Below are 20,386 nucleotides of genomic sequence, written 5' to 3'. Positions count from 1 at the left end.
GGGCCTTTCGGCGGTCGGGAGAGAACCGGACGCGGCGGTACGGAGATGCCCGGGCGCTGGGGTCAGTCGTCCGTGCCGTCCTCGCGGAACCAGGCGATGGTGCGCCGCAGCCCCTCCTCGGGGCGCACGTGCGGCTCCCAGCCGAGCTTGTCGCGGGCCAGCGTGATGTCCGGGCAGCGCACGGCCGGGTCGTCCACCGGGCGTTCGATGAAGCGGATCTCCGACGGGGAGCCGGCGAGTTCGACGACCAGCCGGGCCAGGTCGAGCATGGTGATCTCGGTCGGGTTGCCGATGTTGACGGGGCCGCGCATGCCGTGGGCGGCCGCCGCGAGGATGCCGCGCACGGTGTCGTCGACGTAGCACAGCGACCGGGTCTGGAGACCGTCGCCGGTCACGGTGAGGGGCTCGCCGGCCAGGGCCTGCCGTACGAAGGTCGGCACCGCGCGTCCGTCGTGGCCGCGCATCCGCGGGCCGTAGGTGTTGAACAGCCGCACGATGCAGGTGTCGGTGCCGTGGGTGTCGGCGTGGGCGGTGGTCAGCGCCTCGCCGAAGCGTTTGGCCTCGTCGTAGACGCTGCGCGGGCCGACCGGGTTGACGTTGCCCCAGTAGCGCTCGTCCTGGGGGTTCTGCTGCGGGTCGCCGTAGACCTCGGAGGTGGAGGCGAGGACGAAGCGGGCGCGGGAGGACCGTGCGAGCTCCAGGGCGTTGCGGGTGCCGAGGCTGCCCGTCTCCATGGTGTGCAGTGGCAGGCGCAGGTAGTCCGCGGGGGACGCCGGGGAGGCGAAGTGCAGGACGAGGTCGGGCGTTCGCTTGATCCGCAGGCCCTCGGCGACGTTGGCCTGCACGAGCGTGAACCCGGGCTGTTCGAGCAGCGGGGATATGTTCTCGGGCCGGCCGGTGCTGAAGTCGTCCACGCAGGTGACGGCCGCGCCCGCGTCCAGCAGGGCGGCGCACAGGTGGGAGCCGACGAATCCGGCGCCGCCCGTGACGACGGCGTGTTCCCAGCTCCGTGAGAGGGCGGTGGTCATCTCGGTCTCTCCTCCGTCAGCGGCGTCACTGCCCGGCACGACGGTGTACGCCTCGTGCCGCCGAAGGTGGCCGGAGGCCGTCGAGCCCACGCTCAGCGTCCGCCGCCCGTGCGCCCGTGGCACGGTCGCGTACGGCAAACCGGTGAGTCACGCAGGGTGACCGACTGTTCGCGCAGGTCGAAGATGTGGTGGAGAGCTGGGATCGGGGGTGCCCGCCCAGCCGGCGAGGGGGCCTGCGGGGCGGGTGTTCGGTCGCTGGGCCGAAGCCGGGGCGGTCCGGCGGACCGGGCCGTCGCAGGTCGGAGGGCCCGGTCCGCTGCGGGTCGGCGGACTGGGGTTGCGGCAGTCGGCGGAGCGAGGGCCGCTGCAGGTCGGCGGACCGGGGAGCCAGCGACGTCGCGGACCGACGCCTCGCGGACCAGGGGCGCAGCCCGGTCGCGGAGCGAGGGTCCAGCGCCGACGCGGACCAACGTCGGCGCTGTTCGGGGAGCGGCCGTCGTGGCTCGGGGGGCCAGCGCCCCGTGAGGCGGCAGATCCGGCCACCGAAGGTCGGCGACTCGACTCCGTTGCGGGCCGACGCCTGCCCCCCTGGGCTGGCGGAGGGGGGCTGCCGGAGGCCAGTGGGCCAACGTCATCGCAGACCGGGAGCCCGGGGCCCCTGGGCCGGTGAACCCGGCCACCGCACGCCGGCGAGCCACGCCACCGCAGACCGGAAGACCGGCGCCCCTGGGCCGGTGAACCCGGCCACCGCACGCCGGCGAGCCAAAGCCACCGGCAGACGGGCACGTGAAGGTCGGCGGACCGAGGCTGCTGTGAGCCCGGCGGGGCGGGCCCCGTCAGGGACAGCCGCCTGGGTCAGGCGATCAGTGTGCGGCCCGGGTGCAGGCGGGCGAGGAGCTGGGAGCGGTGCAGGTCGGCCACGGGGGCGAGCAGGTCGGGGTGGCGCAGCAGGGCGGCGGCGCGCTGGTCGCCGTCGTCGGGCGCCACGAGCCGCCGGAACTCGGTCGGTGTGCCGGTGCTGTGGCTGCCCTCGGCGAGCGCGGCCACCGCCAGGGCGGCCAGCTCCGGGTCGGTGAGCAGACTGGCCGCCCAGCTCGCCACGACCTCGTCGACCCAGGTGCGCCAGGCGTGCGCGTCCACGTCGTCACCCAGGGTCGCGTCGGTGCCGGTGACCCAGTCCAGCCGCGCGGAGCCGCCGGGGCCCGCCACACCGACCAGGGCGGCGTCCATCTCCGTCGGGTACCTGAGCCATGCCGCGACCGTCACGGCCTGCCGGGCCTGCACCTCGCACAGCGCGGAGGCGAGCGCGCCGCCGGAGGCGGGGAAGGCGCGGGTCAGCCACTGGGCGGTCGCCGCTATGACAGGAGACAGGTCTGCTTGCACTGCCGGGCCGTCCGAAAGGGGTGGGGAAGCGGGGGATCTGCCCGTAGACGGTAGCCGCCGCCCCGCACACCCGGACGTGATCGGGACCTCGTCCGAGCTGTGGCCTCGGCCACATCGAATCAGGGCTCGTGTGCAGGGACGCCGATCCCGTTTCGCCGGGAGGGGCCCGGGCACCCGCCCCGCGTAGTCTTCCGCAAGCCGGAAAGGTCCGGCGAACCCCCTGTTCCGGCCGCCCTGGGACAGGGCCGGAGCAGGACAGGAGCAATGCCATGACGGAACAGCGAACGGATCCGCCGGGCGCCCGACGTGCTCCGGCCACCGACATGTCGCTGCTGGGCGTCTACCTCAACGACCATCTCGCCGGCGCCACCGCCGGGACCGCGCGGATACGCCACCTGCTGCGCTCGTGCCGGGGCACGGCGCTGGCCGACACCCTGGCCCCGGTCGCCGCCGAGATCGCCGAGGACCGGGCGAGCCTGCTCCACATCATGCGGCGACTCGACGTCCCGGTTCGGCGCTACAAGGTGTACGCGGGCCGGGCGGTCGAGCAGATGGCCCGCCTGAAGAGCAACGGCAGCCTGGTACGGCGTTCCCCGCTGAGCACGCTGTGGGAGCTGGAGGCGCTGAGTCTGGGGGTGGAGGGCAAGTCGTCCGGCTGGCAGACGCTGCGCGACCTGGCCGCCACGGACACCCGCCTCGACGCGCGACACCTCGACGACCTCGTCGAACGGGCGCGGCGGCAGCGCGCCACGCTGGAGGAGCTGCGCCGCGATCAGGTGAGGGTCGCCTTCCGCGAGACCTGACGCACGGGTCCCGCCGCCGGCCTCGATCTACCAGAACCTGCTGCTGAGAGCCGGCTGATGCGACAGTTCCACGGCGTCCCGCAGCCGCAGCGCGACGCTGATGACGGCACGCAGGGCGGAGGGCCGTACGGTCTGGGCGGTCTCGGTGGCCAGGACCAGCAGGCACGCCGCCGCCTGCTCGACGACCGGCACGGGGAGGATGAAGTCGTTGTCGGCGGCGGCGCGGAACGCCTTCAAGGGGATCGCGGCCCCGTCGATGGCCCGGTGCGCGGCCTGCTCCAGGTGCTGTGCGGCCTGTTCGCACACGGGGGCGGGCAGGGCGATGGTGGGCTGGAACGATGAACTCGTCATGCCCCGACTGGTCCCCCGGCGATGGCTCGTTCTGTCGGCGGGCGGCGGGATTTCACCGTCCCGCGTGACCGGGGCGTGGCGAATGTCCCGGAACCACAACGGCCGCCGTGCCGATCAGGCTCGGAGCCGAGGAGGAGCACGTATGACCACGTGTACGGACGCCGTGACCCGGCTCACCGGGCGGCCGGTCACCGCGGAACGGCCCCTGTCCGGGGCCCTCGCCGAGGTGACGCTCAACGACGGGCGGGTGGTGGTCGTCAAGCGTGCCGACGATCCGGGGGCGACGCGGGCCGAGGCGGCCGGGCTGCGCTGGCTGGCCGGCGCCGGCACGGTGCGGGTACCGGCCGTGCACGGCCACGACGGGAACTGGCTGGTCGTCGACCGGGTCACGGAAGGGCGGCCGAGCCGTCAGGCGGCGGTCCGCTTCGGCCGTGACCTGGCCGCCCTGCACGCAGCCGGTGCGCCGGCGTTCGGCGCGCCGCCCCCTGGCGGCCCGGCGGACGCGTACATCGGGCTCGCCCCGATGCGCAACGAGCCCGGCACCGACTGGCCGGGCTGGTACGCCGAGCATCGCGTGCTGCCGTATCTGCGGCGCGCCGTCGACCAGGGCACCGTCCGCCCCGGCGAGGCGACCGACGTGGAGCGTCTGTGCGAGCGACTGCCCGAGCTGTCGGGGCCCGCCGAGCCGCCCGCGCGGCTGCACGGCGACCTGTGGAACGGCAACGTGCTGTGGGCGGCCGACGGGGACGTCCGGCTGATCGACCCGGCCGCGCACGGCGGGCACCGCGAGACCGATCTGGCGATGCTGCGGCTGTTCGGCTGCCCGCACCTGGAGCAGGTGCTGGACGGCTACCGGCAGCAGGCGCCGCTCGCCGAGGGCTGGGCGGACCGCGTCGGCGTGCACCAGCTGTTTCCGCTGCTGGTACACGCCGTGCTGTTCGGCCGGAGCTACGCGGAACAGGCCCTCGCGGTGGCCCGTGGCGCCCTGACGAGGTGACCGGTCAACGGGTCACGACGTGCCGTTCGTCCGGCACGCAGTGGGTCATGGTGAGACCCTCGACGTCGCGCGGCTGGTTCTTGCCCAGGTTGGCCAGGCGTTCGCGGTCCTCGTCGGTGAGGTCCTGGCTCGCCAGCGGCTGCAGACCGGCGACGTCCTCCGGGCCGATGCCCAGCCCCTCGCCGACCCGCAGACCGAGGTCGTTCTCGACCAGCAGGAAGTGCCAGACCATGCGCTCCTGGACGGGCCGGTCGCACTGGGACAGCAGGTCGGTGAAGTTCTTCACCAGATCGTCCCGCTCCCAGTCCTCCAGCAGCAGGTAGCGCTGCCCGGCCTGCATGTAGTCGTTGGTGCGGGGGATGCGCTTGCGGGTGACCCGCCCCTCGATCACGGGTCCCTGTTCGTCGTGGGTCGGGTAGCGGGCCTCGCGCAGACCGCCGGTGATCGACGGCTCGTAGTTGACCTGCGGGTTCTCGCCGCCGCCGTCCACGTGGTACGTCATCTGGCCGTCGCGCTGGTTGGTGCGCACGTCCGCGGCCTTGGCCTGGTTGACAGGGAGTTGGAGGTAGTTCGGGCCGACCCGGTAGCGCTGGGTGTCGCTGTAGGAGAAGGTCCGGCCGACGAGCATCTTGTCGTCGGAGAAGTCCAGGCCGTCGACGAGGACGCCGGTGCCGAAGGAGATCTGCTCGTTCTCGGCGAAGAAGTCCTTCGGCATCCGGTCGAGCACCATCCGGCCCACCGGCTTCGGCGGGAAGTCCTGCTCGGGCCAGGTCTTGGTGTCGTCCAGCGGGTCGAAGTCGAGCTCCGGGTGGTCGTGGTCGTCCATCATCTGGACGAGCAGTTCCCACTCCGGGTGGTCGCCGCGCCCGACGGCCTCGTACAGGTCCTTGGTGGCGTGGCCGAGGGAGTCGGCCTGGACGCCCGCCGCGTCCTCCTCGGTCATGCTGCGCACGCCCTGCTTGGGCATCCAGTGGTACTTGACGAGCTTGGTGTCGCCGTCGGCGTTGACCCACTTGTACGTGTTGACGCCGAAGCCCTGCATGTGGCGGTAGTCCGCGGGGATGCCGCGCGGGCTGAACAGGTTGACCAGCATGTGCATGGCCTCGGGCGTCTGCGACATGAAGTCGAAGATGCGGCGGGGCTGCTGCTCGAAGGTCACCGGGTCCGGTTTGAGGGCGTGGATGACGTCCGGGAACTTGATCGCGTCGCGGATGAAGAAGACGCCGAGGTTGTTGCCGACGAGGTCCCAGTTGCCGTCCTCCGTGTAGAACTTCACCGCGAAGCCACGCGGGTCGCGGGCGGCCTCGGAGGAGTCGCGTCCGCCGATGACGGTGGAGAAGCGGACGGCCACGTCGGTGCGTTTGCCGCGTTCCTGGAAGAGTTTGGCGCGGGTGTAGCGGCTGATCGGCTCGTCGCCCCAGGTGCCGTAGGCCTCGAAGTGGCCGTAGGCGGTGACACCGCGGGCGTGCACGACGCGCTCGGGGATGCGTTCCCGGTCGAAGTGGCTGATCTTCTCGAGGAACTGGTAGTTCTCCAGGGTGGCGGGGCCGCGGGGACCGATGGAGCGCTGGTTCTGGTTGTCGTAGACCGGATGACCCTGGCGGTTGGTGAGGACCTCGCGGTCGTCGCCCGGGGCGGGGCCGGTACCGGATACGTCCGTCATATGCGTGGGCTCCTTCGGCTCATGGCCGGCGGCCGGCCGGGGCGGCGCCGCGAGCGGCCGCCCGGCCGGTCGTGGCGGGACGGGCCGGGTACCCGGCGGGGCGGGGTCAGTCACGCGGGAAGAAATGGCCGGCTCCGGGCAGCGGCGGCTGGGCACCGTCGCGGCCTCCTCCCGGGCCTCCTGGGCCGGGGGTGCGGTCAGGGGCCGGGCACGCGTACCGTCCCGCGCACCACGGACCAGACCTCCGCGAGGAGGGCCGGGTGGTCGTCGCCGTAGGCGGCGACGGCCGCGTGCACCGCGTCGAGGGCCGCCCGGAGCGGGTGGTGCTCGGCCGCGCCGGTCACCGCGGGGAGGGCCATGTGCGGCTGGGAGATCCGCAGGGACGGGTGCGGTGGGCCGATGGTGAGCGCCACGGCGTACGGGCCGGAGCCGGAGGCCGGCGGTTTCGCCACGACGACCGCCGGGCCCACCACGGCCCGTGCCGCCTCCTGGGATTGCGGCACGGGCGTGCTCGTGGACGCGGGCGGCCGGAAGGGGGGCCGCTCGGGCGGGACGGCCCGGCCGACGGTCCGGTCCGGGACACGCGGGGCGGTGGCCAGGGTCTCCCACATGCGGGTGTCGTCGTCGAACGGCGGCGGCAGCGGACGCCCCTCGGCCAGGGCCGCGAGCGGGTCGGCGACCCGGTCGAGGGCGGTGAGACCGGCCGCTTCACACGCCCGGCGGGCCGTGAACAGGGCCACCGCGCGCTGGGTGGCGGGGCCGGAGACGTCGATGGCGTGGAGCAGGGCGGGGTCGGGCGAGCCGGCGTTCCCGTTGCGCTGTCTCCTGAGCGAGGCGGGCCCGGCGTTCGGCTTCGGCGCGTTCGGCCGGGGTGGGAGGCGGCGGTGGTTCGCGGGCGTAGCGGTGCCAGTAGGCGGCGACCTGCGCGGTCTGTCTCAGGACACGGTCCGGCTCGGGTGGGGCGGGCCAGAACTGGAGGAGGTACCGGTCGAGTTGGGGCTCGCCGTCCACTGCACGAGCGCGCTGTCGGCCGACACGGGACGGAAGGACACCTCCACCACGTCCTCCCAGGCCGGATCCAGCGGCGGGGCCTGCTCGTGCACCTCGACCGTGAAGCCCACGTCGCCGGTGTGCAAACCGGTGTTCAGCCACAGGACGCACGGTGTCGCCGCCCCGCACAGTCCCGCACTCTGCCCGGCGAACGCCTCCGCGAGGTCCGGCCCGAAGCTGTCCGGATCGGTCTCGACGTAGATCTGGCCGTAGTGCACATGAACCTCTCCATCGACCGGCCTGCGCACGATCAACTCCTCCTCGTGGCGGCGATGGAGTGGTGAGCTGTCGGCATCGTGGCGACCCGTACAACCTCCGGTCGGTGGCAGGTGTCTTCCTCAGCGAACGGAACAACACGGAATATCTCCGTCCCGACTCGTTCCAACGGGGGAACACATGAGCATGGCCCGCAGCCTGACCCGCCGCGGCACGACCGCCGCCCTCACCGTCCTGATGGCGGCCGCCCTCGGCGCCGCCGGCGCCGGGGCGTCGAGCGCGGACACCGCCGCCGCACCGCAGACCCGGCAGATCGCCTCGTCCGTCGTCGGCTCCGACTACAAGATCACTCTCACTGCGCTGCGCTCGACGGAGGACGAGTACGCCGCCTCGGTGCGCCTCCAGGTCTACACTCAGTCCGGGGGCGCCTGGAAGGAGTCGGACCGCGTGACCGTGGGCGACGTGGACGGCTGGTTCTGGTACCCGCTCACCGGCAAGGGTGCCGTCTGCGAGTTCTCCACCGCGAGCACCGAGCCCGCGCCGCTGACGGTGAGCCTGCTGCTCACGCCGTCCATCGGCTGCTCCGAGCCGGCCGAGTACGTCGTGAAGGAAGGCAGGGTCTACGCCGGCTGAGCCGGACCGGCCGGGGCGGTTCTGCCGCACCGGCCGCGAAAGCCCCGGACACGAAATCCTGGCCCCGCAAGCCCGGACACGAAAAGGCCCGGACCCCGCCCGTCGGCGGTGTCCGGGCCGTCCGGCCCCGGTGGGGCCTCAGCCGCCGTTGAGGCGTGCGCGCAGGAGCCCCTTGCCCAGTTCGGCACCCTTGCGGCTGTCCGCCTGGGCCTTGCGGAACAGGTCCGCGACCTCGGTGTCCTTGGCGCGCTCCGCGTCCTGGATGTAGCTCTCCAGACGCAGGGCGTTGTTCAGGCACGCCTCGACGTACCAGATCAGGTTGTAGTCCTTGTCCTGCGTACCGGTCACGCCGCCGGTCTCCGTCTCGCTGGTCATTCGGGCCTCCTTCTTGCGGAGCGGACCTCTTCAGGCGCCGGACGGGTACCCGTCCTCCGGTCGGACACACAGCCCGCCCGCATCACGTTCGGTGACCACCCGGTCACGACCGTTGCGGACGGGTGGTCGACCCGCCGACCAGACCCGTACGGACCACCAACTCCCCTCCCCCGTACGGCAATCCTGACAGTTGCCACAGAAGCGAACAGACCCCGGTCAGTTCCGGAACGAAGTGCCGCTCCACCGTGCGAGACCGGTCGATGACGGTGTGTACTGTGCTGCGGGTGGCTCGTCAGAGCGCCTCGGACTCCGCCCTGCCCGACTCTCCCTGGACTCGACTCGATGATCGAATTACCGGACCTGGTCGTCGGCGGTCTCGCCGTCGGCACACTGTCCGCGTTCGCCCTCGGCGGCGGTTTGCTGCGCTCGCGGCGGCAACTGGCCGCGCAGCGCGCGAAGACGGCCGCCCTGCGGGCCCGGCTCGACGGCACCACACGGGCGTTCACGGCCGAGGTCGAGCACCTGGCGGCGCGGCGCGTGCCCGCCGCGGCCCGGCAGGTGGCCCATCCGCACGTCGCCGTGCCCGGCCCGCTCAGCCCGCAGCTCGCGGGTTCGCCCCTGGGCCTCGCGCTGGAGCAGGTGCTGAAGGCGCTGCACGCGGAACTCGCCGCGCAGCGCACCCGCATCGACGCCGCCGCGAAGGCCGGGATGCGCGGGGCCACACGGGAGATCCAGGCGGCGCTGTACCGGTTGCAGGACGCCCTGCGCGGTCTGCAACAACGTTACGACGACCCAGAGTTGGCTCAAACCCTGTTCGAGCTCGACCACGAGAACGAGCAGTCGCTGCGGCGCGCGCAGATCGCCGCGGTGGTGTGCGGGGCCTGGGTGGGGCTGGCCCGGGAGGAGTCCCATCTGGTGGACGCGGTGACGGGCGGTCAGGCCCGGCTCACGGGCTACCAGCGCGTGCGGATCCACAACCACCTGGAGGCCGGGACCGCACTGGTGTCCCACGCCGTCGAGCCGGTCGCCATCATCGTCGCCGAGCTCCTCGACAACGCGCTGCGGCACTCAGCGCCCGACACCGACGTCGTGGTCAACCTGGAGGCCGTCCACCACGGTGTCTGTGTCACCGTGGACGATGCCGGGCTGGGCATGACGCAGGACGAACGGGCCCGTGCCCAGCGGATGGTGGCCGGCTCCGAACCGATCCTGCTCACCGAGCTCGGCGACCCGCCGCGCATGGGACTCGCCGCCATCGGCCAGCTGACCCGGCAGTTCGATCTGAGCGTGGACCTGACCTCGCCGTCCCCGTACGGCGGGGTGCGGGCGGTGCTGCGGGTCGACAGTCACCTGCTGACCCGCATCGATCCCGAGGAACTGCCTCCGGCGGCCAGCGCCCCGCGTTCGACGCGGAGGGTCGCGCGGGGCACGGCGGACGGTGGCGCCTCGCCTTCCGGGGTCCCCGCGTCCTCCTACGCCGGCGCTGCCTCGCCCTCCGCAGCCTCGCCGGACGGTGCCGACTCGGGCGCGTCGGCCCCTGGCGCCTCAGCCAGCCCTGCCACCGCTGTCACCGCTGACGCCCCTTCCGCCCCGCCCCGTGCATCCGAACCGGCCTCGGCCACCGCGCCCCACGGCTTTGAGCCGCACACCTCGCCCCGGAACCCCGAGCCCCCGTCCCCCACCGCCGCGACCCGCCCCACCGCACCCGACGATCACGGCTACGGCACCGACCAGGACGACCGGACCTCCGCCCCGGCCCCCGGCCACCGCGGCCCCCGTGACAGCGGCGGACTCCCCCAGCGGCGTCGCCGCAGCCGGGCCACGCCCCCGCCGGACACCCCGGCCTCCGCACCCGCTCCCGCACCCGCACCCGCACCCGCACCCGCACCCGCACCACAGCGCCGACCGCGGCGTCCCGAGGAGTCCGCCGCCGCCCTCGGCGCCCTGCAGTCCGGCACGGCGGCCGCCCGTTTCGCCGCCCGGCCGAACACCGGCGCCGTTCCAGCCGTACCTGAGGGTGCCCCGGCCGCGACCACGGCCGACGGGACCGACGACACCGGCCGAGACCGGAACGACCACGAAGGGGGAACGGCTCGATGACCAGCCGCGCAGCGGGGGACACGGCCTGGGTGCTCGAACCGGTTCTGGAGGTGCCGCACGTCGTGGCCGCCGTCCTGCTCACCCGGGACGGGCTCGTGACCGGCTACACCGACGCGCTGTCGCAGCCGTCGGCCGAGCGGGTCGCCGCCATCACGAGCACCGTACAGGGCGCCTGCCGTACCGCGGCGGCGGCGTTCGCCGACACCGACCGGGCCGACATCCGGCAGGTCGTCATCGAGTCGGACCACGGCTATGTGCTCATCGTGCCGACGGACCACGGCACCTGCGTCGCCGCGTACGGCGACCCCGAGGTGCGCCTGGACCTGCTCGCGCACCGGGTGCACTCGCAGGTCGCGCGGCTGGGTGAGAAGGCGATGGCCGCCGGGCCCCGAGGTGCCGACGGCGACACGCCGGCATGACCGGCCGCCGAGGCGGCCGTCCCCTGGTTCCCGCGTACCTGTCGACCGGCGGGGTGGCCCGGCCCAGCCGCGCCCATCTGGAGCGGCTGTCGGTCCTCACCGGCAGCGGCGATCCGCCTCCCGCCGATCTGCCCGCCGCGCAGGCGGCCCTGCTGGAGGAGCTGGAGTACGGGTCGCTGACGGTGGTGGAGGCCGCGGCCCTGCTGCGGCTGCCCGTCTCCGCCGTGCTGGTGCTGGCCGCCGACCTCATCGACCGTGACCTGGTGCTGGCCCGCGCGCCGATCCCGCCCGCCCGGCGCTTCGACCCCGACCTGCTGAAGAGAGTGGCCGATGGCCTCCGCGACCTCAAGCACCGTTGATGGCGCCGCCGGCGGCGGCATCCATCTCCCGGACACCGCCCGTGACCTGGTGAAGATCCTGGTCACGGGGCCTTTCGGGGTGGGCAAGACGACCCTGATCGGCTCGGTGTCGGAGATCCGCCCGCTGCACACGGAGGAGCAGCTCACCGAGGCGTCCGCGCACGTCGACGATCTCGCCGGGGTCCGGGAGAAGTCGACCACCACGGTCGCCATCGACTTCGGCCGGATCAGCCTGCCGGGCGGGATCGTGCTGTATCTGTTCGGCACGCCCGGCCAGGAACGGTTCCGGTCGCTGTGGGACGACATCGCCCATGGGGCGCTCGGCGCGCTCGTGCTGGTCGACGCCCGCCGGATCGACGCCTCGTTCGACGTGCTCGGGCTGGTGGAGGAGACCGGGCTGCCGTACGCGGTCGCCTTGAACACCTTCCCGGACGCGCCCCGGCACCACACCCCCGAGCAGTTGCGCGCCGCTCTGGACCTGGAACCGACGACCCCGATGGTGACGTGCGACGCGCGGGAGGCGAACTCCTCGATCGACTCCCTGCTCGCCCTCGTCCAGCACCTGATCGACCACCGACCCGCGGAGCACCGGTGACCCACCCGTCCCCTGCCGAGCAGGCCTTCTCCGTCGCGGCGCCCGTGCGCCTGTGGGAGGACGGCTTCGCCCGCGACCCCCACCCGTACTACGCCGCCCTGCGCGCCCAGGGCCCGGTCGGCTGGGCGGAACTCGCCCCCGGGGTGCCGGCGTACGTCGTCACGGACCGGCGGGCGGCGCTGGATCTGCTGCACGACACGAAGACGTTCTCGCACGATCCCCGGCCGTGGGAGGCGGCCGTCCCGGACGACTCCCCGGTGCTCGGCATGATGCGCTGGCGGCCCAACACGCTGTTCGCCGACGGGGCCGCCCACATCCGCTACCGCACCACGCTGATCGACGCCTTCGACCTGGTGGAACCGCACGACCTGCGCGGCCGGGTGCACCGCGCGGTCCATCTGCTGGTGAGCCGGATCGGGCCGCGGGGCGAGGCCGACCTGGTCGGCGAGTTCACCAGGCCGCTGATGGCGCTGGTGTTCAACAGCCTGTTCGGGCTGCCGGACAGCGCGAGCGACCGGCTCGACGCCGCGCTCGCCAAGCTGATCGAGGGCGGTGCGCAGGCGGCGGAGGGCGAGGCCGAGTTCGCCGGGTACGTGCTGGAGCTGATCGCGGCCAAGACCGAGCGGCGCGGCGACGACCTGCCGAGCTGGCTGCTGGACCATCCGGCGGGGCTGACCCCCGAGGAGGTCACCTGGCAGGTGTTCCTCACGCTCGGCGCGGGACACGAGCCGACGGCCAACCTGGTGTCCAACGCGCTGTCCAGGATCCTCGGCAACCCGGCCTACTACTCGACGCTCACCAGCGGCGCCCGCCCGGTGACGGACGCGGTGCTGGAGGTGCTGCACCACGAGACGCCGCTCGCCAACTACGGCATCCACTACGCCCGCACTCCGGTCACCTTCCACGGCGTGTGGATCAGGGCCGCGGTGCCGGTGGTGGTCTCGTACGGGGCGCTGGCACAGGCCACCGAGCGGGAGCGCGGCGCGGACCGGCACCCGGGCGACGCCTCCCACCTGTCCTGGTCGGCGGGCCCGCACGCCTGCCCGGTCAGGCAGCACACGCTGCTCATCGCCACCGAGGCGATCGAGCGGCTCACCCAGTGGCTGCCCGACCTGGAACCCGTGCTGCCCCGCGAGCGTCTCACCTGGCGGCCCGGCCCCTTCCACCGCTCGCTGACGGCGCTGCCCGTCCGTTTCACCCCCCGCTCCCCCGATCAGCCAGGAGGACGACCGTGACCGTGACCGACCGCATCGCACTCGACCCGTTCGGCGCGGACATCGCGGGCGAGTGCGCCCGGCTGCGCGTCCTCGGCCCGATCGTGCCCGTGGAGCTGCCCGGCGGGATCCCCGCCTGGGCGCCCACGCGCTACGACACGCTGAAGGAGCTCATCCTCGACCCGCGGGTCAGCAAGGACCCGCGGCTGCACTGGCGGCTGTGGCCCGAGATCGGCCGGCACCCGTCCTGGGGCTGGATCGTGAGCTGGGTAGGCGTGATCAACATGTTCACCACCTACGGCGCGGACCACACGCGACTGCGCAAGCTGGTGGCACCGAGCTTCACGCACCGGCGCACCGAGGCGCTGCGGCCCCGGGTGGAGGCCATCACCGCGGAGCTGCTGGACGCGCTCGACGCGGCCGACGGCGAGGTCGTGGACGTCAAGGAGGGGTTCGCCCGTCCGCTGCCGATGCGGATCATCTCCGAACTGTTCGGTGTTCCCGACGCGTTACGCGAGGACACCAGCCGGATGATCGCGGCCATCATGGACACCACCGACCCGAGCGCGGAGCACGCGGCGTCCGTCCAGCGGCAGATCGGCACGGTGCTCCCCGCGCTGATCGCCCACAAGGCCGCGCACCCCGGCGACGACATGACCACCGAACTGATCCGGGTCCGGGACGAGGACGGCGACCGGCTCAGCGACGAGGAGCTGCTGTACACGCTGTTGCTGGTCATCGGCGCCGGTTTCGAGACCACCGTCAATCTCATCGGCAACGCGGTGGTAGCCCTGCTCCGCCGCCCCGAGCAGCTCGCCGCCGTACGGTCCGGGGAGATCGGCTGGGACGCCGTCGTCGACGAGACGCTGCGCGCGCACCCGTCGGTCGCCTCGCTGCCGCTCCGGTTCGCCGTCACGGACCTCACCGTCGGCGACGTCACGATCCCGGCCGGAGACGCCATCCTCACGACGTACGCCGCCGCGGGGCTCGATCCCGAGCACTACGGGCCGGACGCCGACGTCTTCGACGCCACGCGCGCCGCCGACGACCATCTGGCGTTCGGGCTCGGGGTCCACCGCTGTATCGGGGCGCCGCTGGCCCGTCTGGAGGCGCTGACCGCGCTGCCGGCGCTGTTCGACCGGTTCCCCGGCCTGAGCCTGGCCGCGGGTGACGAGGGCCTGCGGCAGGTGCCGTCGTTCATCGCCTTCGGCTGGCAGGAGATACCCGTGCGACTGCGTGGCTGAGGCAGCCGCTGGGACGCCGCCTCTCGGCGCAGCGCGCGGGAGCGCGACCGGTCCCCCGTTCCGGTCGAGCCCCCGCGGTTCGTCGAACCTACGTCCCTGGCTGAGGCCTTGTGAATCGCGTCGATGCCCGTTGCACGCTCAACAGGGCTCACTCGTGCACAGCTGAGTCCGGATGGCCCGGTTTCGTCCCGCCGCGACCTGGCCAACCGGTTGCCCCTGAGGCCGGCCGGTCAGTCGTGGCGGCGCAGAGCCGGCAGATCGAGGTCACCGACGGCCAGGTGGGCCAGCACGACCTCGTACAGGTCGGTACCCGCGGCGAGGAGCTGGCGTTCCAGCACGGGTTCGGCGCTGCGGACGTGCTCGCGCACGGTCTGCGCGTGCATGCCCAGGGCCTGCGCGGCCCGTTCGGCGTTGCCGCCCACGGCGATCCAGGTGCGCAGCGTCCGGCGCGGGTTCCGGGCGTCCGCCTCCAGCCGGCCCAGCAGGTCCTGGGCCCAGGTGCGTACGGCGGACCCGGACAGCAGGTCGGAGAGCCGGAGCGTGGAGTTGCCGGTGTCGTCGGGGTGCCGGCCGTCGGGCAGGCCGATCTGGGTGTTGAGCGCCAGGTGGACGACGGCCCGGACCGTGAGGTCGGCGAAGTCGGTGCCGAGCAGGGCCTCCACGCGTTCCATACGGGCGCGGACCGTGTTGCGGCTGACGCCGAGGACCTTGGCGGCGTTGACGGCGGTGAACTCCAGGCCGAGGCGTGTGGTGGCGAGGAGTTCGGCGCGGGTGTGGTGCGGCAGGGTGTCGAGCGGGCGCAGCACCCGGGCCGTCCAGCCGCGCAGCGCCCCCGGGTCCATGAGGCGTTCGGGGTGGGTGCGCTCGGCGTAGACCGCCGTCTTGTCGGGCCGGAAACGGGCGACGGCGAGGGCGCTGACGGCCTGTCCGTACGCGGTGGCGGTCCGGGCGAGGCTCTGCCGGACGCTGCCGCCGAGGAAGATGTCCGGGTGCCGGTCGACCAGTGACCGCAGGGTCTCGCCGGTGGTGTCACGGGGGCTGACGACGATGACGTGGCCGTCCATGGCCGGGCAGCGCACGACCAGGGCGTCCTCCCCGGTGCCGGCCAGGCACTCCTGGGCGATCCGGTCGCGTACGGCGGGGTCGGACTCGACGACGTACACACGGGCCGTGTCGGCGTCGAGCAGTCCGGGCCAGAGCCCGGCGGCGACCCGGCGGGCGGCGATGGTGTCCTCGACCATCAGCAGTTGCAGGATCGCCAGGCGCAGGTCGGAGGTGGCCCGCCGGAGCCGGTGCCCGGCCGCGGTCGACTCGCGCGCGGTCAGCAGGAGCTCGATCACCTGGGCGGTGTGTGTGACGACGTCGGCGGCCCGGCGGTCGAAGGGGGTCTCGCGGGAGACGGCCAGGACGCAGGTGTGGGACGGGTGTTCCACCCTGACCAGGCGCTGATGGCGCTCCCGGCTCTCCCAGGCGGCGGAGGCGATGCGGCCGGCGGTGATGTCCGTGACGAGGCCCTCGTCCAGCGGGAGCCGGGTTCCGGCCAGGAGGTTCCCGGCGGCGTCCTGAAGGGCCACGGACCCGCGCACGGCGCCGGCGAGCCAGCCCACGACCCTGCGCACGTCGCGCCCCGCCGGGCGCAGGTGCTCGAGCAGTTCCTCCGCCCACGCCGGGCCCGGCCCGGCCGGTGTCCCCTGCTGCCGGTTCCCGTCCTCTCGGCCAGCCACCTCGGCCTTCCCCTCGTTCCTCGCGCCATCCGGCGCACCGGTCGCGGACGTTACCTCACACGTCCCGCGCTATCGTCCCGGGCGTCCCGGGCGGAAGCCCCCGGCGTCCGCCCGCGGGCCGACACCCCGCCCTGCGCCGCCGCACTGCGCGGGCGGCATAAGCTCGGCGGATGGCGAAGTACTACGACGTGCACCCCGACAACCCCCAGCCCCGCACCATCGGCCAGATCGCCGACAGCATCCGTGCGGACGCTCTTGTCGCCTACCCCACGGACTCCTGTTACGCACTGGGCTGCCGCCTGGGCAGCCGTGACGGCATCGAGCGGATCCGTACGATCCGCAAGCTGGACGACCGGCACCACTTCACCCTCGTGTGCCAGGACTTCGCGCAGCTCGGTCAGTTCGTGCGGGTCGACAACGACGTGTTCCGCGCGATCAAGGCGTCGACGCCCGGCAGCTACACGTTCATCCTGCCCGCGACGAAGGAGGTGCCGCGCATGCTCCAGCACCCCAAGAAGAAGACGGTCGGCGTGCGGATCCCCGATCACGTCGTCACCCAGGCCCTGCTCGCCGAGCTCGGTGAACCGCTGCTGTCCAGCACCCTGCTGCTGCCCGGCGAGGAGGAGCCGATGACGCAGGGCTGGGAGATCAAGGACCTGCTCGACCACGTGCTGGACGGGGTGGTCGACTCCGGTGACTGCGGCACCGAGCCGACGACGGTGATCGACTTCTCCGGTGGGGAGGCCGAGATCGTGCGGCACGGCGCGGGCGACACCTCACGGTTCGAGTAAAGCGCGCGCCAAGGGGCGTTCACGGTTGCGCCCGGTGTGGGGGGGGTGGGCGAAATGCCCCGGGAAGCGGCGTGTCACGATGCCCGTGATCCGCCCGGTGACACGGACGGGTTCCTGGCCGACACCCGCAGAGAGGCAGCCCAGTCATGACCGCCGTACAGGGAACCGCCGTCGACATCCCCACCGAGGACGGCACCGCCGACGCGTATCTGGCCCGTCCCGCGGACGGGGCCGCCCACCCGGCGGTCCTGCTCTACATGGACGCCTTCGGCCTGCGCCCATGGCTGCGGTCCATGGCCGACCGGCTGGCCGGTGAGGGGTACGCGGTGCTGGTGCCCAACGTGTTCTACCGGCACGGCCGCGCCCCGCTGTTCGAGCTGCCCGAGCTCATCGACCCGGGGGCGCGGCCGGAGATATTCGAGCGCATCATGCCGGTCATGCAGGCCCTGACGACCGAACGGGCGATGCGGGACGCCGGCGCCTATCTGCGCTGGCTGGCCGAGTCACCCGCGGTGGCGGACGGTCCGGTCGCGCTGACCGGTTACTGCATGGGGGCGCGCCTGTCGCTGCTCACGGCCGGGACGTACCCGGAGCGGGTCGCGGCCGCAGCCGGTTTCCACGGCGGGCGGCTGGCCACGGACACGCCGGACAGCCCGCACCTGGTGGCCGGCAAGGTCACCGCGGAGCTGTACTTCGGCCACGCCGACCAGGACCCCTCGCTGCCCGAGGAGCAGATCGAGCGCCTGGAGGAGGCCCTGACCGAGGCGGGCGTCCGCCACCGCTGCGAGGTGTACACGGGCGCGCCCCACGGTTTCACGCAGGCCGACACCGCGTCGTACCACAAGGAGGGCGACGAGCGGCACTGGGCGGCTCTGCTCGACCTGCTGAAGCGCACATTCTGACCTCAATCGACTCCTGGTGAACAGGAGTTGCCGCCCTACCGACGGTAAGGGCTTGCTTTCCCGCGATCCCTGCGCGTAGACCTTGCTGAACACCAGGCGCGACTCGGGGGGAGTTGGCTCATGGAGGGCACGGTCGAGGGGTTCCGTTACGGTGCGGTGACCCCGGTGGCGGCGTATCTGATGGCCTGTCTGGGAGGGGCGCTGGGGCTGCGGTGCATCGTGCGCTCGCTGCTGAACGCGCGGTCCTGGAAGCCGGGTTGGCTGGCGTTAGGCGCCGCCTCCATCGGGTGCGGGATCTGGACGATGCACTTCATCGCCATGACCGGCTTCCACGTGGAGGAGACCCGGGTCCGTTATGACGCGGCCACGACGGTGCTCAGTCTCGTCGTGGCCGTCGCCGTTGTGGGCGTCGGCGTGTTCATCGTCGGCTACCGCGGCACGGGACGTGTCGCCCTGGCGGTCGCGGGTGTCGTCACCGGACTGGGGGTGGCGGCCATGCACTACCTGGGCATGGCCGCGATGCGGCTGCACGGTGACATCGGCTACGACCCGGTCGGCGTCGTACTGTCCGTGCTGATCGCCATCGCCGCCGCGACGGCCGCGCTGTGGTCCGCCGTCACGATCCGCGGCCTGATGACGAGCCTCGGGGCGAGCCTGGTGATGGGCGTGGCGGTGTCCGGGATGCACTACACGGGCATGGCCGCCGTCAGCGTCCATGTGCACGACACGACCGGCGGGACGTGGGAGGGCGACTCGCCCCTGTCGCTCCTGCTGCCGATGCTGCTGGGGCCGGTCGTCTTCCTGCTGCTGGCCGGGGTCGTGGTCATGTTCGACCCGCTGCTGGTGCACGGTGAGAGGGCGGAGAACCGCAGCCCCGCCCGGCACCCGGGCCGCTCGGCCGGCGTCCGGGCCGCCAACTCCATTCCCGCGCCGCGCACGTCGTGGCACGACGCGGACTCGCCCACCCGCGGCCGGTGAACGACCCGCCCGCGGACGGCTCGTAGATCATTGTTACGGTGCAGCGGTGTCTGACTCCTCACGCCACACGGCCGAGGGCGCCGGCTGGGGCACCGGCGAACGCGGCGCCTACCGGCAGTTGATGCCGCAGCAGGTCGAGAAGATCTCCTGGCTGGACCCGAGAATGTGGTGGGCCGCCCGCAACGGGGTGCTGGCCTCCTGGTTCGGTGACCCGACCGGCCGCACCCGCGGCCGGTGGGTGACGCAGCGCGCGGCCGCCGGCGCACCGGCCGACAAGGTGATCCGGCGCGACGATCCGGAGCGCTTCTCGTTCCTGGTCATCGGCGACACCGGCGAGGGCGATGACCCCCAGTACGCCGTCGTGCCCGGCTTTCTGAAGGTCGGCCTGGACACCCGCTTCGCCGTGCTGGCCAGCGACGTGATCTACCCGGTGGGCAGCGCGGACGACTACCACACCAAGTTCTTCCGCCCTTACCGCGATTACCAGGCGCCGATCTACGCGATCCCCGGCAATCACGACTGGTACGAGGACCTCGGCGGATTCATGCGCGTCTTCTGCGACGACGCCCCGCCGCTGCCTCCCGAGCCCCGGCCGCGCCCTCTGACCCGGGCCTGGCTGCGGTCCCTGCTTTGGCACCGGCCGCGAAGGGACCACGGGCAACACCTCGCCGAGGCCCGGAGGTTGCGCTCGGCACCCGCCCAGCAGGCCGTCCAGCCGGGCCCGTACTGGGCGATCGACGCCGGACCCGTGCGGATCATAGGCATCGACACGGGCCTGCTCGGCACCCTCGACGCCGAACAGGGCGCCTGGCTGCGCGAGGTCTCCCATGGACCCCGCCCGAAGATCCTGGTCACCGGGTCGCCCCTGTACGTCGACGGTCGGCACGAGCCGTGCGCCATCGAAGGGGGCGGCACCGTCGACGACATCGTCCGCGACCCGGCGCACCACTACGTGGCGGCGATTGGCGGCGACATCCACAACTACCAGCGCTACCCGGTGCGGCTGGACGACGGGCGCACCCTCCAGTACGTCGTCGCGGGCGGCGGCGGGGCGTTCATGCACGCAACCCACACCATCCCCCGCGTCAACGTCGCGAACGTGACCGAGCGGGACTTCCGCTGCTATCCGCTGCGCGGCGACTCCCTCGCCTTCTACAGCCGGCTCTACGGCCGCCGGCTGCGCATGCCCCGCTTCTTCACGCTCACCGAGGCGGAGGCGACGGCCGTGATCGCGGAGCGCCTGGGCATCCCGCCGACCCGTGTCCCGGGCGCGGACACCCGCGTCACCCGGCGCGTCCGGCTGGTCGCCGGGCTGCTCGGCACCGGCCGCCGGCCCGACCGGGCCAAGCGGTTCCGGCTGCCCGTGCGGAAGATCTACACGTCGTTGTTCTCGCCGAGCTCGGCGACGTACAGCCCGCCGTTCTTCAAGTGCTTCCTGCGCCTGGACGTCTCCCCGGAGTCGGTCCGGCTGCGCTGCTACGCGGCCACCGGCAACCGCGCCCAGGAACTCGCCCCGCCGGTCGAGGACGAGGTGACGATCCCGCTGCGCTGATCCGGTGCG

The 20,386-nt window shown here is 73.1% G+C and carries 21 protein-coding genes; 13 read left to right on the top strand and 8 right to left on the bottom strand.

The annotated features are described in order from the left end of the window. Window positions 1–62: 62 nt before the first annotated feature. Window positions 63–1,028, bottom strand: coding sequence for an NAD-dependent epimerase/dehydratase family protein (locus GTY47_RS15100; protein WP_029180732.1), 966 nt, complete (start codon window positions 1,026–1,028; stop codon window positions 63–65). 855 nt (window positions 1,029–1,883) lie between these two features. Further along, on the bottom strand, window positions 1,884–2,411 hold the full coding sequence (locus GTY47_RS15095; RefSeq protein ID WP_010033509.1) for a hypothetical protein: 528 nt from the start codon (window positions 2,409–2,411) through the stop codon (window positions 1,884–1,886). 269 nt (window positions 2,412–2,680) lie between these two features. Here GTY47_RS15095 and GTY47_RS15090 point away from each other — a divergent pair, with 269 nt between their 5' ends. Then, complete coding sequence (locus tag GTY47_RS15090) at window positions 2,681–3,214, top strand: hypothetical protein (protein ID WP_010033506.1); 534 nt, start codon at window positions 2,681–2,683, stop codon at window positions 3,212–3,214. Window positions 3,215–3,241: 27 nt separating this feature from the next. On the opposite strand, the gene GTY47_RS15085 is transcribed toward GTY47_RS15090, so the two are convergent. Further along, window positions 3,242–3,565, bottom strand: coding sequence for a hypothetical protein (locus tag GTY47_RS15085; protein WP_010033505.1), 324 nt, complete (start codon window positions 3,563–3,565; stop codon window positions 3,242–3,244). A 142-nt stretch (window positions 3,566–3,707) separates the two neighbouring features. On the opposite strand from GTY47_RS15085, the gene GTY47_RS15080 reads away from it, so the two are divergent. Continuing rightward, a complete protein-coding gene (locus tag GTY47_RS15080) occupies window positions 3,708–4,562 on the top strand; it encodes a fructosamine kinase family protein (protein ID WP_010033503.1) in 855 nt (284 codons plus the stop codon). A 4-nt stretch (window positions 4,563–4,566) separates the two neighbouring features. Here the strand turns inward: GTY47_RS15080 and GTY47_RS15075 are convergent, their stop codons facing one another. The 3 genes from GTY47_RS15075 to GTY47_RS40885 all read right to left on the bottom strand — a co-directional run bounded on the left by GTY47_RS15075 (window position 4,567) and on the right by GTY47_RS40885 (window position 7,523). Next, window positions 4,567–6,225 (bottom strand): catalase, encoded by a 1,659-nt coding sequence (locus GTY47_RS15075; protein WP_010033501.1) that lies wholly within the window; start codon window positions 6,223–6,225, stop codon window positions 4,567–4,569. A gap of 197 nt (window positions 6,226–6,422) precedes the next feature. Beyond that, window positions 6,423–6,965, bottom strand: a complete 543-nt coding sequence (locus GTY47_RS40890) for a hypothetical protein (RefSeq protein WP_231911084.1) — start codon at window positions 6,963–6,965, stop codon at window positions 6,423–6,425. Window positions 6,966–7,160: 195 nt separating this feature from the next. Further along, the gene (locus GTY47_RS40885; RefSeq protein WP_231911086.1) at window positions 7,161–7,523 is read right to left on the bottom strand and encodes a hypothetical protein; all 363 of its coding nucleotides are present in this window, start codon (window positions 7,521–7,523) and stop codon (window positions 7,161–7,163) included. A gap of 148 nt (window positions 7,524–7,671) precedes the next feature. Between GTY47_RS40885 and GTY47_RS15060 the strand changes: the two genes are divergently transcribed. Further along, window positions 7,672–8,124, top strand: a complete 453-nt coding sequence (locus GTY47_RS15060; protein ID WP_029180731.1) for a hypothetical protein — start codon at window positions 7,672–7,674, stop codon at window positions 8,122–8,124. A 138-nt stretch (window positions 8,125–8,262) separates the two neighbouring features. Here GTY47_RS15060 and GTY47_RS15055 read toward each other — a convergent pair whose 3' ends face one another. Further along, a complete protein-coding gene (locus tag GTY47_RS15055) occupies window positions 8,263–8,499 on the bottom strand; it encodes a hypothetical protein (RefSeq protein WP_010033497.1) in 237 nt (78 codons plus the stop codon). A gap of 342 nt (window positions 8,500–8,841) precedes the next feature. On the opposite strand from GTY47_RS15055, the gene GTY47_RS40880 reads away from it, so the two are divergent. The 6 genes from GTY47_RS40880 to GTY47_RS15025 are packed head-to-tail and all read left to right on the top strand — an operon-like array spanning window position 8,842 to window position 14,430. Further along, on the top strand, window positions 8,842–10,599 hold the full coding sequence (locus GTY47_RS40880) for an ATP-binding protein (protein ID WP_010033495.1): 1,758 nt from the start codon (window positions 8,842–8,844) through the stop codon (window positions 10,597–10,599). Beyond that, the gene (locus GTY47_RS15045) at window positions 10,596–11,018 is read left to right on the top strand and encodes a roadblock/LC7 domain-containing protein (protein WP_010033492.1); all 423 of its coding nucleotides are present in this window, start codon (window positions 10,596–10,598) and stop codon (window positions 11,016–11,018) included. Before GTY47_RS40880 ends, GTY47_RS15045 begins: the two co-directional genes overlap by 4 nt. Next, window positions 11,015–11,377, top strand: a complete 363-nt coding sequence (locus tag GTY47_RS15040; protein WP_010033490.1) for a DUF742 domain-containing protein — start codon at window positions 11,015–11,017, stop codon at window positions 11,375–11,377. Before GTY47_RS15045 ends, GTY47_RS15040 begins: the two co-directional genes overlap by 4 nt. After that, a complete protein-coding gene (locus GTY47_RS15035) occupies window positions 11,349–11,972 on the top strand; it encodes an ATP/GTP-binding protein (RefSeq protein WP_010033487.1) in 624 nt (207 codons plus the stop codon). Before GTY47_RS15040 ends, GTY47_RS15035 begins: the two co-directional genes overlap by 29 nt. Continuing rightward, window positions 11,969–13,207, top strand: coding sequence for a cytochrome P450 (locus GTY47_RS15030; protein WP_010033484.1), 1,239 nt, complete (start codon window positions 11,969–11,971; stop codon window positions 13,205–13,207). The genes GTY47_RS15035 and GTY47_RS15030 overlap by 4 nt, the downstream gene beginning before the upstream one ends. Further along, a complete protein-coding gene (locus GTY47_RS15025; protein ID WP_010033482.1) occupies window positions 13,204–14,430 on the top strand; it encodes a cytochrome P450 in 1,227 nt (408 codons plus the stop codon). The genes GTY47_RS15030 and GTY47_RS15025 overlap by 4 nt, the downstream gene beginning before the upstream one ends. Before the next feature lie 230 nt (window positions 14,431–14,660). Here the strand turns inward: GTY47_RS15025 and GTY47_RS15020 are convergent, their stop codons facing one another. Next, window positions 14,661–16,154, bottom strand: a complete 1,494-nt coding sequence (locus tag GTY47_RS15020) for a helix-turn-helix domain-containing protein (protein ID WP_010033479.1) — start codon at window positions 16,152–16,154, stop codon at window positions 14,661–14,663. 170 nt (window positions 16,155–16,324) lie between these two features. Between GTY47_RS15020 and GTY47_RS15015 the strand changes: the two genes are divergently transcribed. The 4 genes from GTY47_RS15015 to GTY47_RS15000 all read left to right on the top strand — a co-directional run bounded on the left by GTY47_RS15015 (window position 16,325) and on the right by GTY47_RS15000 (window position 20,377). Beyond that, entirely contained in the window at window positions 16,325–16,945 is a 621-nt protein-coding gene (locus tag GTY47_RS15015) for an L-threonylcarbamoyladenylate synthase (protein ID WP_010033475.1), read from the top strand. A gap of 146 nt (window positions 16,946–17,091) precedes the next feature. Then, a complete protein-coding gene (locus tag GTY47_RS15010; protein WP_010033473.1) occupies window positions 17,092–17,847 on the top strand; it encodes a dienelactone hydrolase family protein in 756 nt (251 codons plus the stop codon). 120 nt (window positions 17,848–17,967) lie between these two features. Next, window positions 17,968–18,825 carry an MHYT domain-containing protein gene (locus tag GTY47_RS15005; RefSeq protein WP_010033471.1) on the top strand — a complete coding sequence of 286 codons (858 nt, stop codon included), beginning with the start codon at window positions 17,968–17,970 and terminating at the stop codon, window positions 18,823–18,825. A 46-nt stretch (window positions 18,826–18,871) separates the two neighbouring features. After that, on the top strand, window positions 18,872–20,377 hold the full coding sequence (locus tag GTY47_RS15000) for a metallophosphoesterase (RefSeq protein ID WP_010033469.1): 1,506 nt from the start codon (window positions 18,872–18,874) through the stop codon (window positions 20,375–20,377). Window positions 20,378–20,386: the final 9 nt, after the last annotated feature.

Origin of the sequence: Streptomyces sp. SID5464, assembly GCF_009862985.1 — a bacterium.
Classification (GTDB): domain Bacteria; phylum Actinomycetota; class Actinomycetes; order Streptomycetales; family Streptomycetaceae; genus Streptomyces; species Streptomyces chartreusis_D.
Note: the sequence above shows the minus strand (reverse complement) of the source record. Positions and strands in the feature narration are given on the sequence as shown.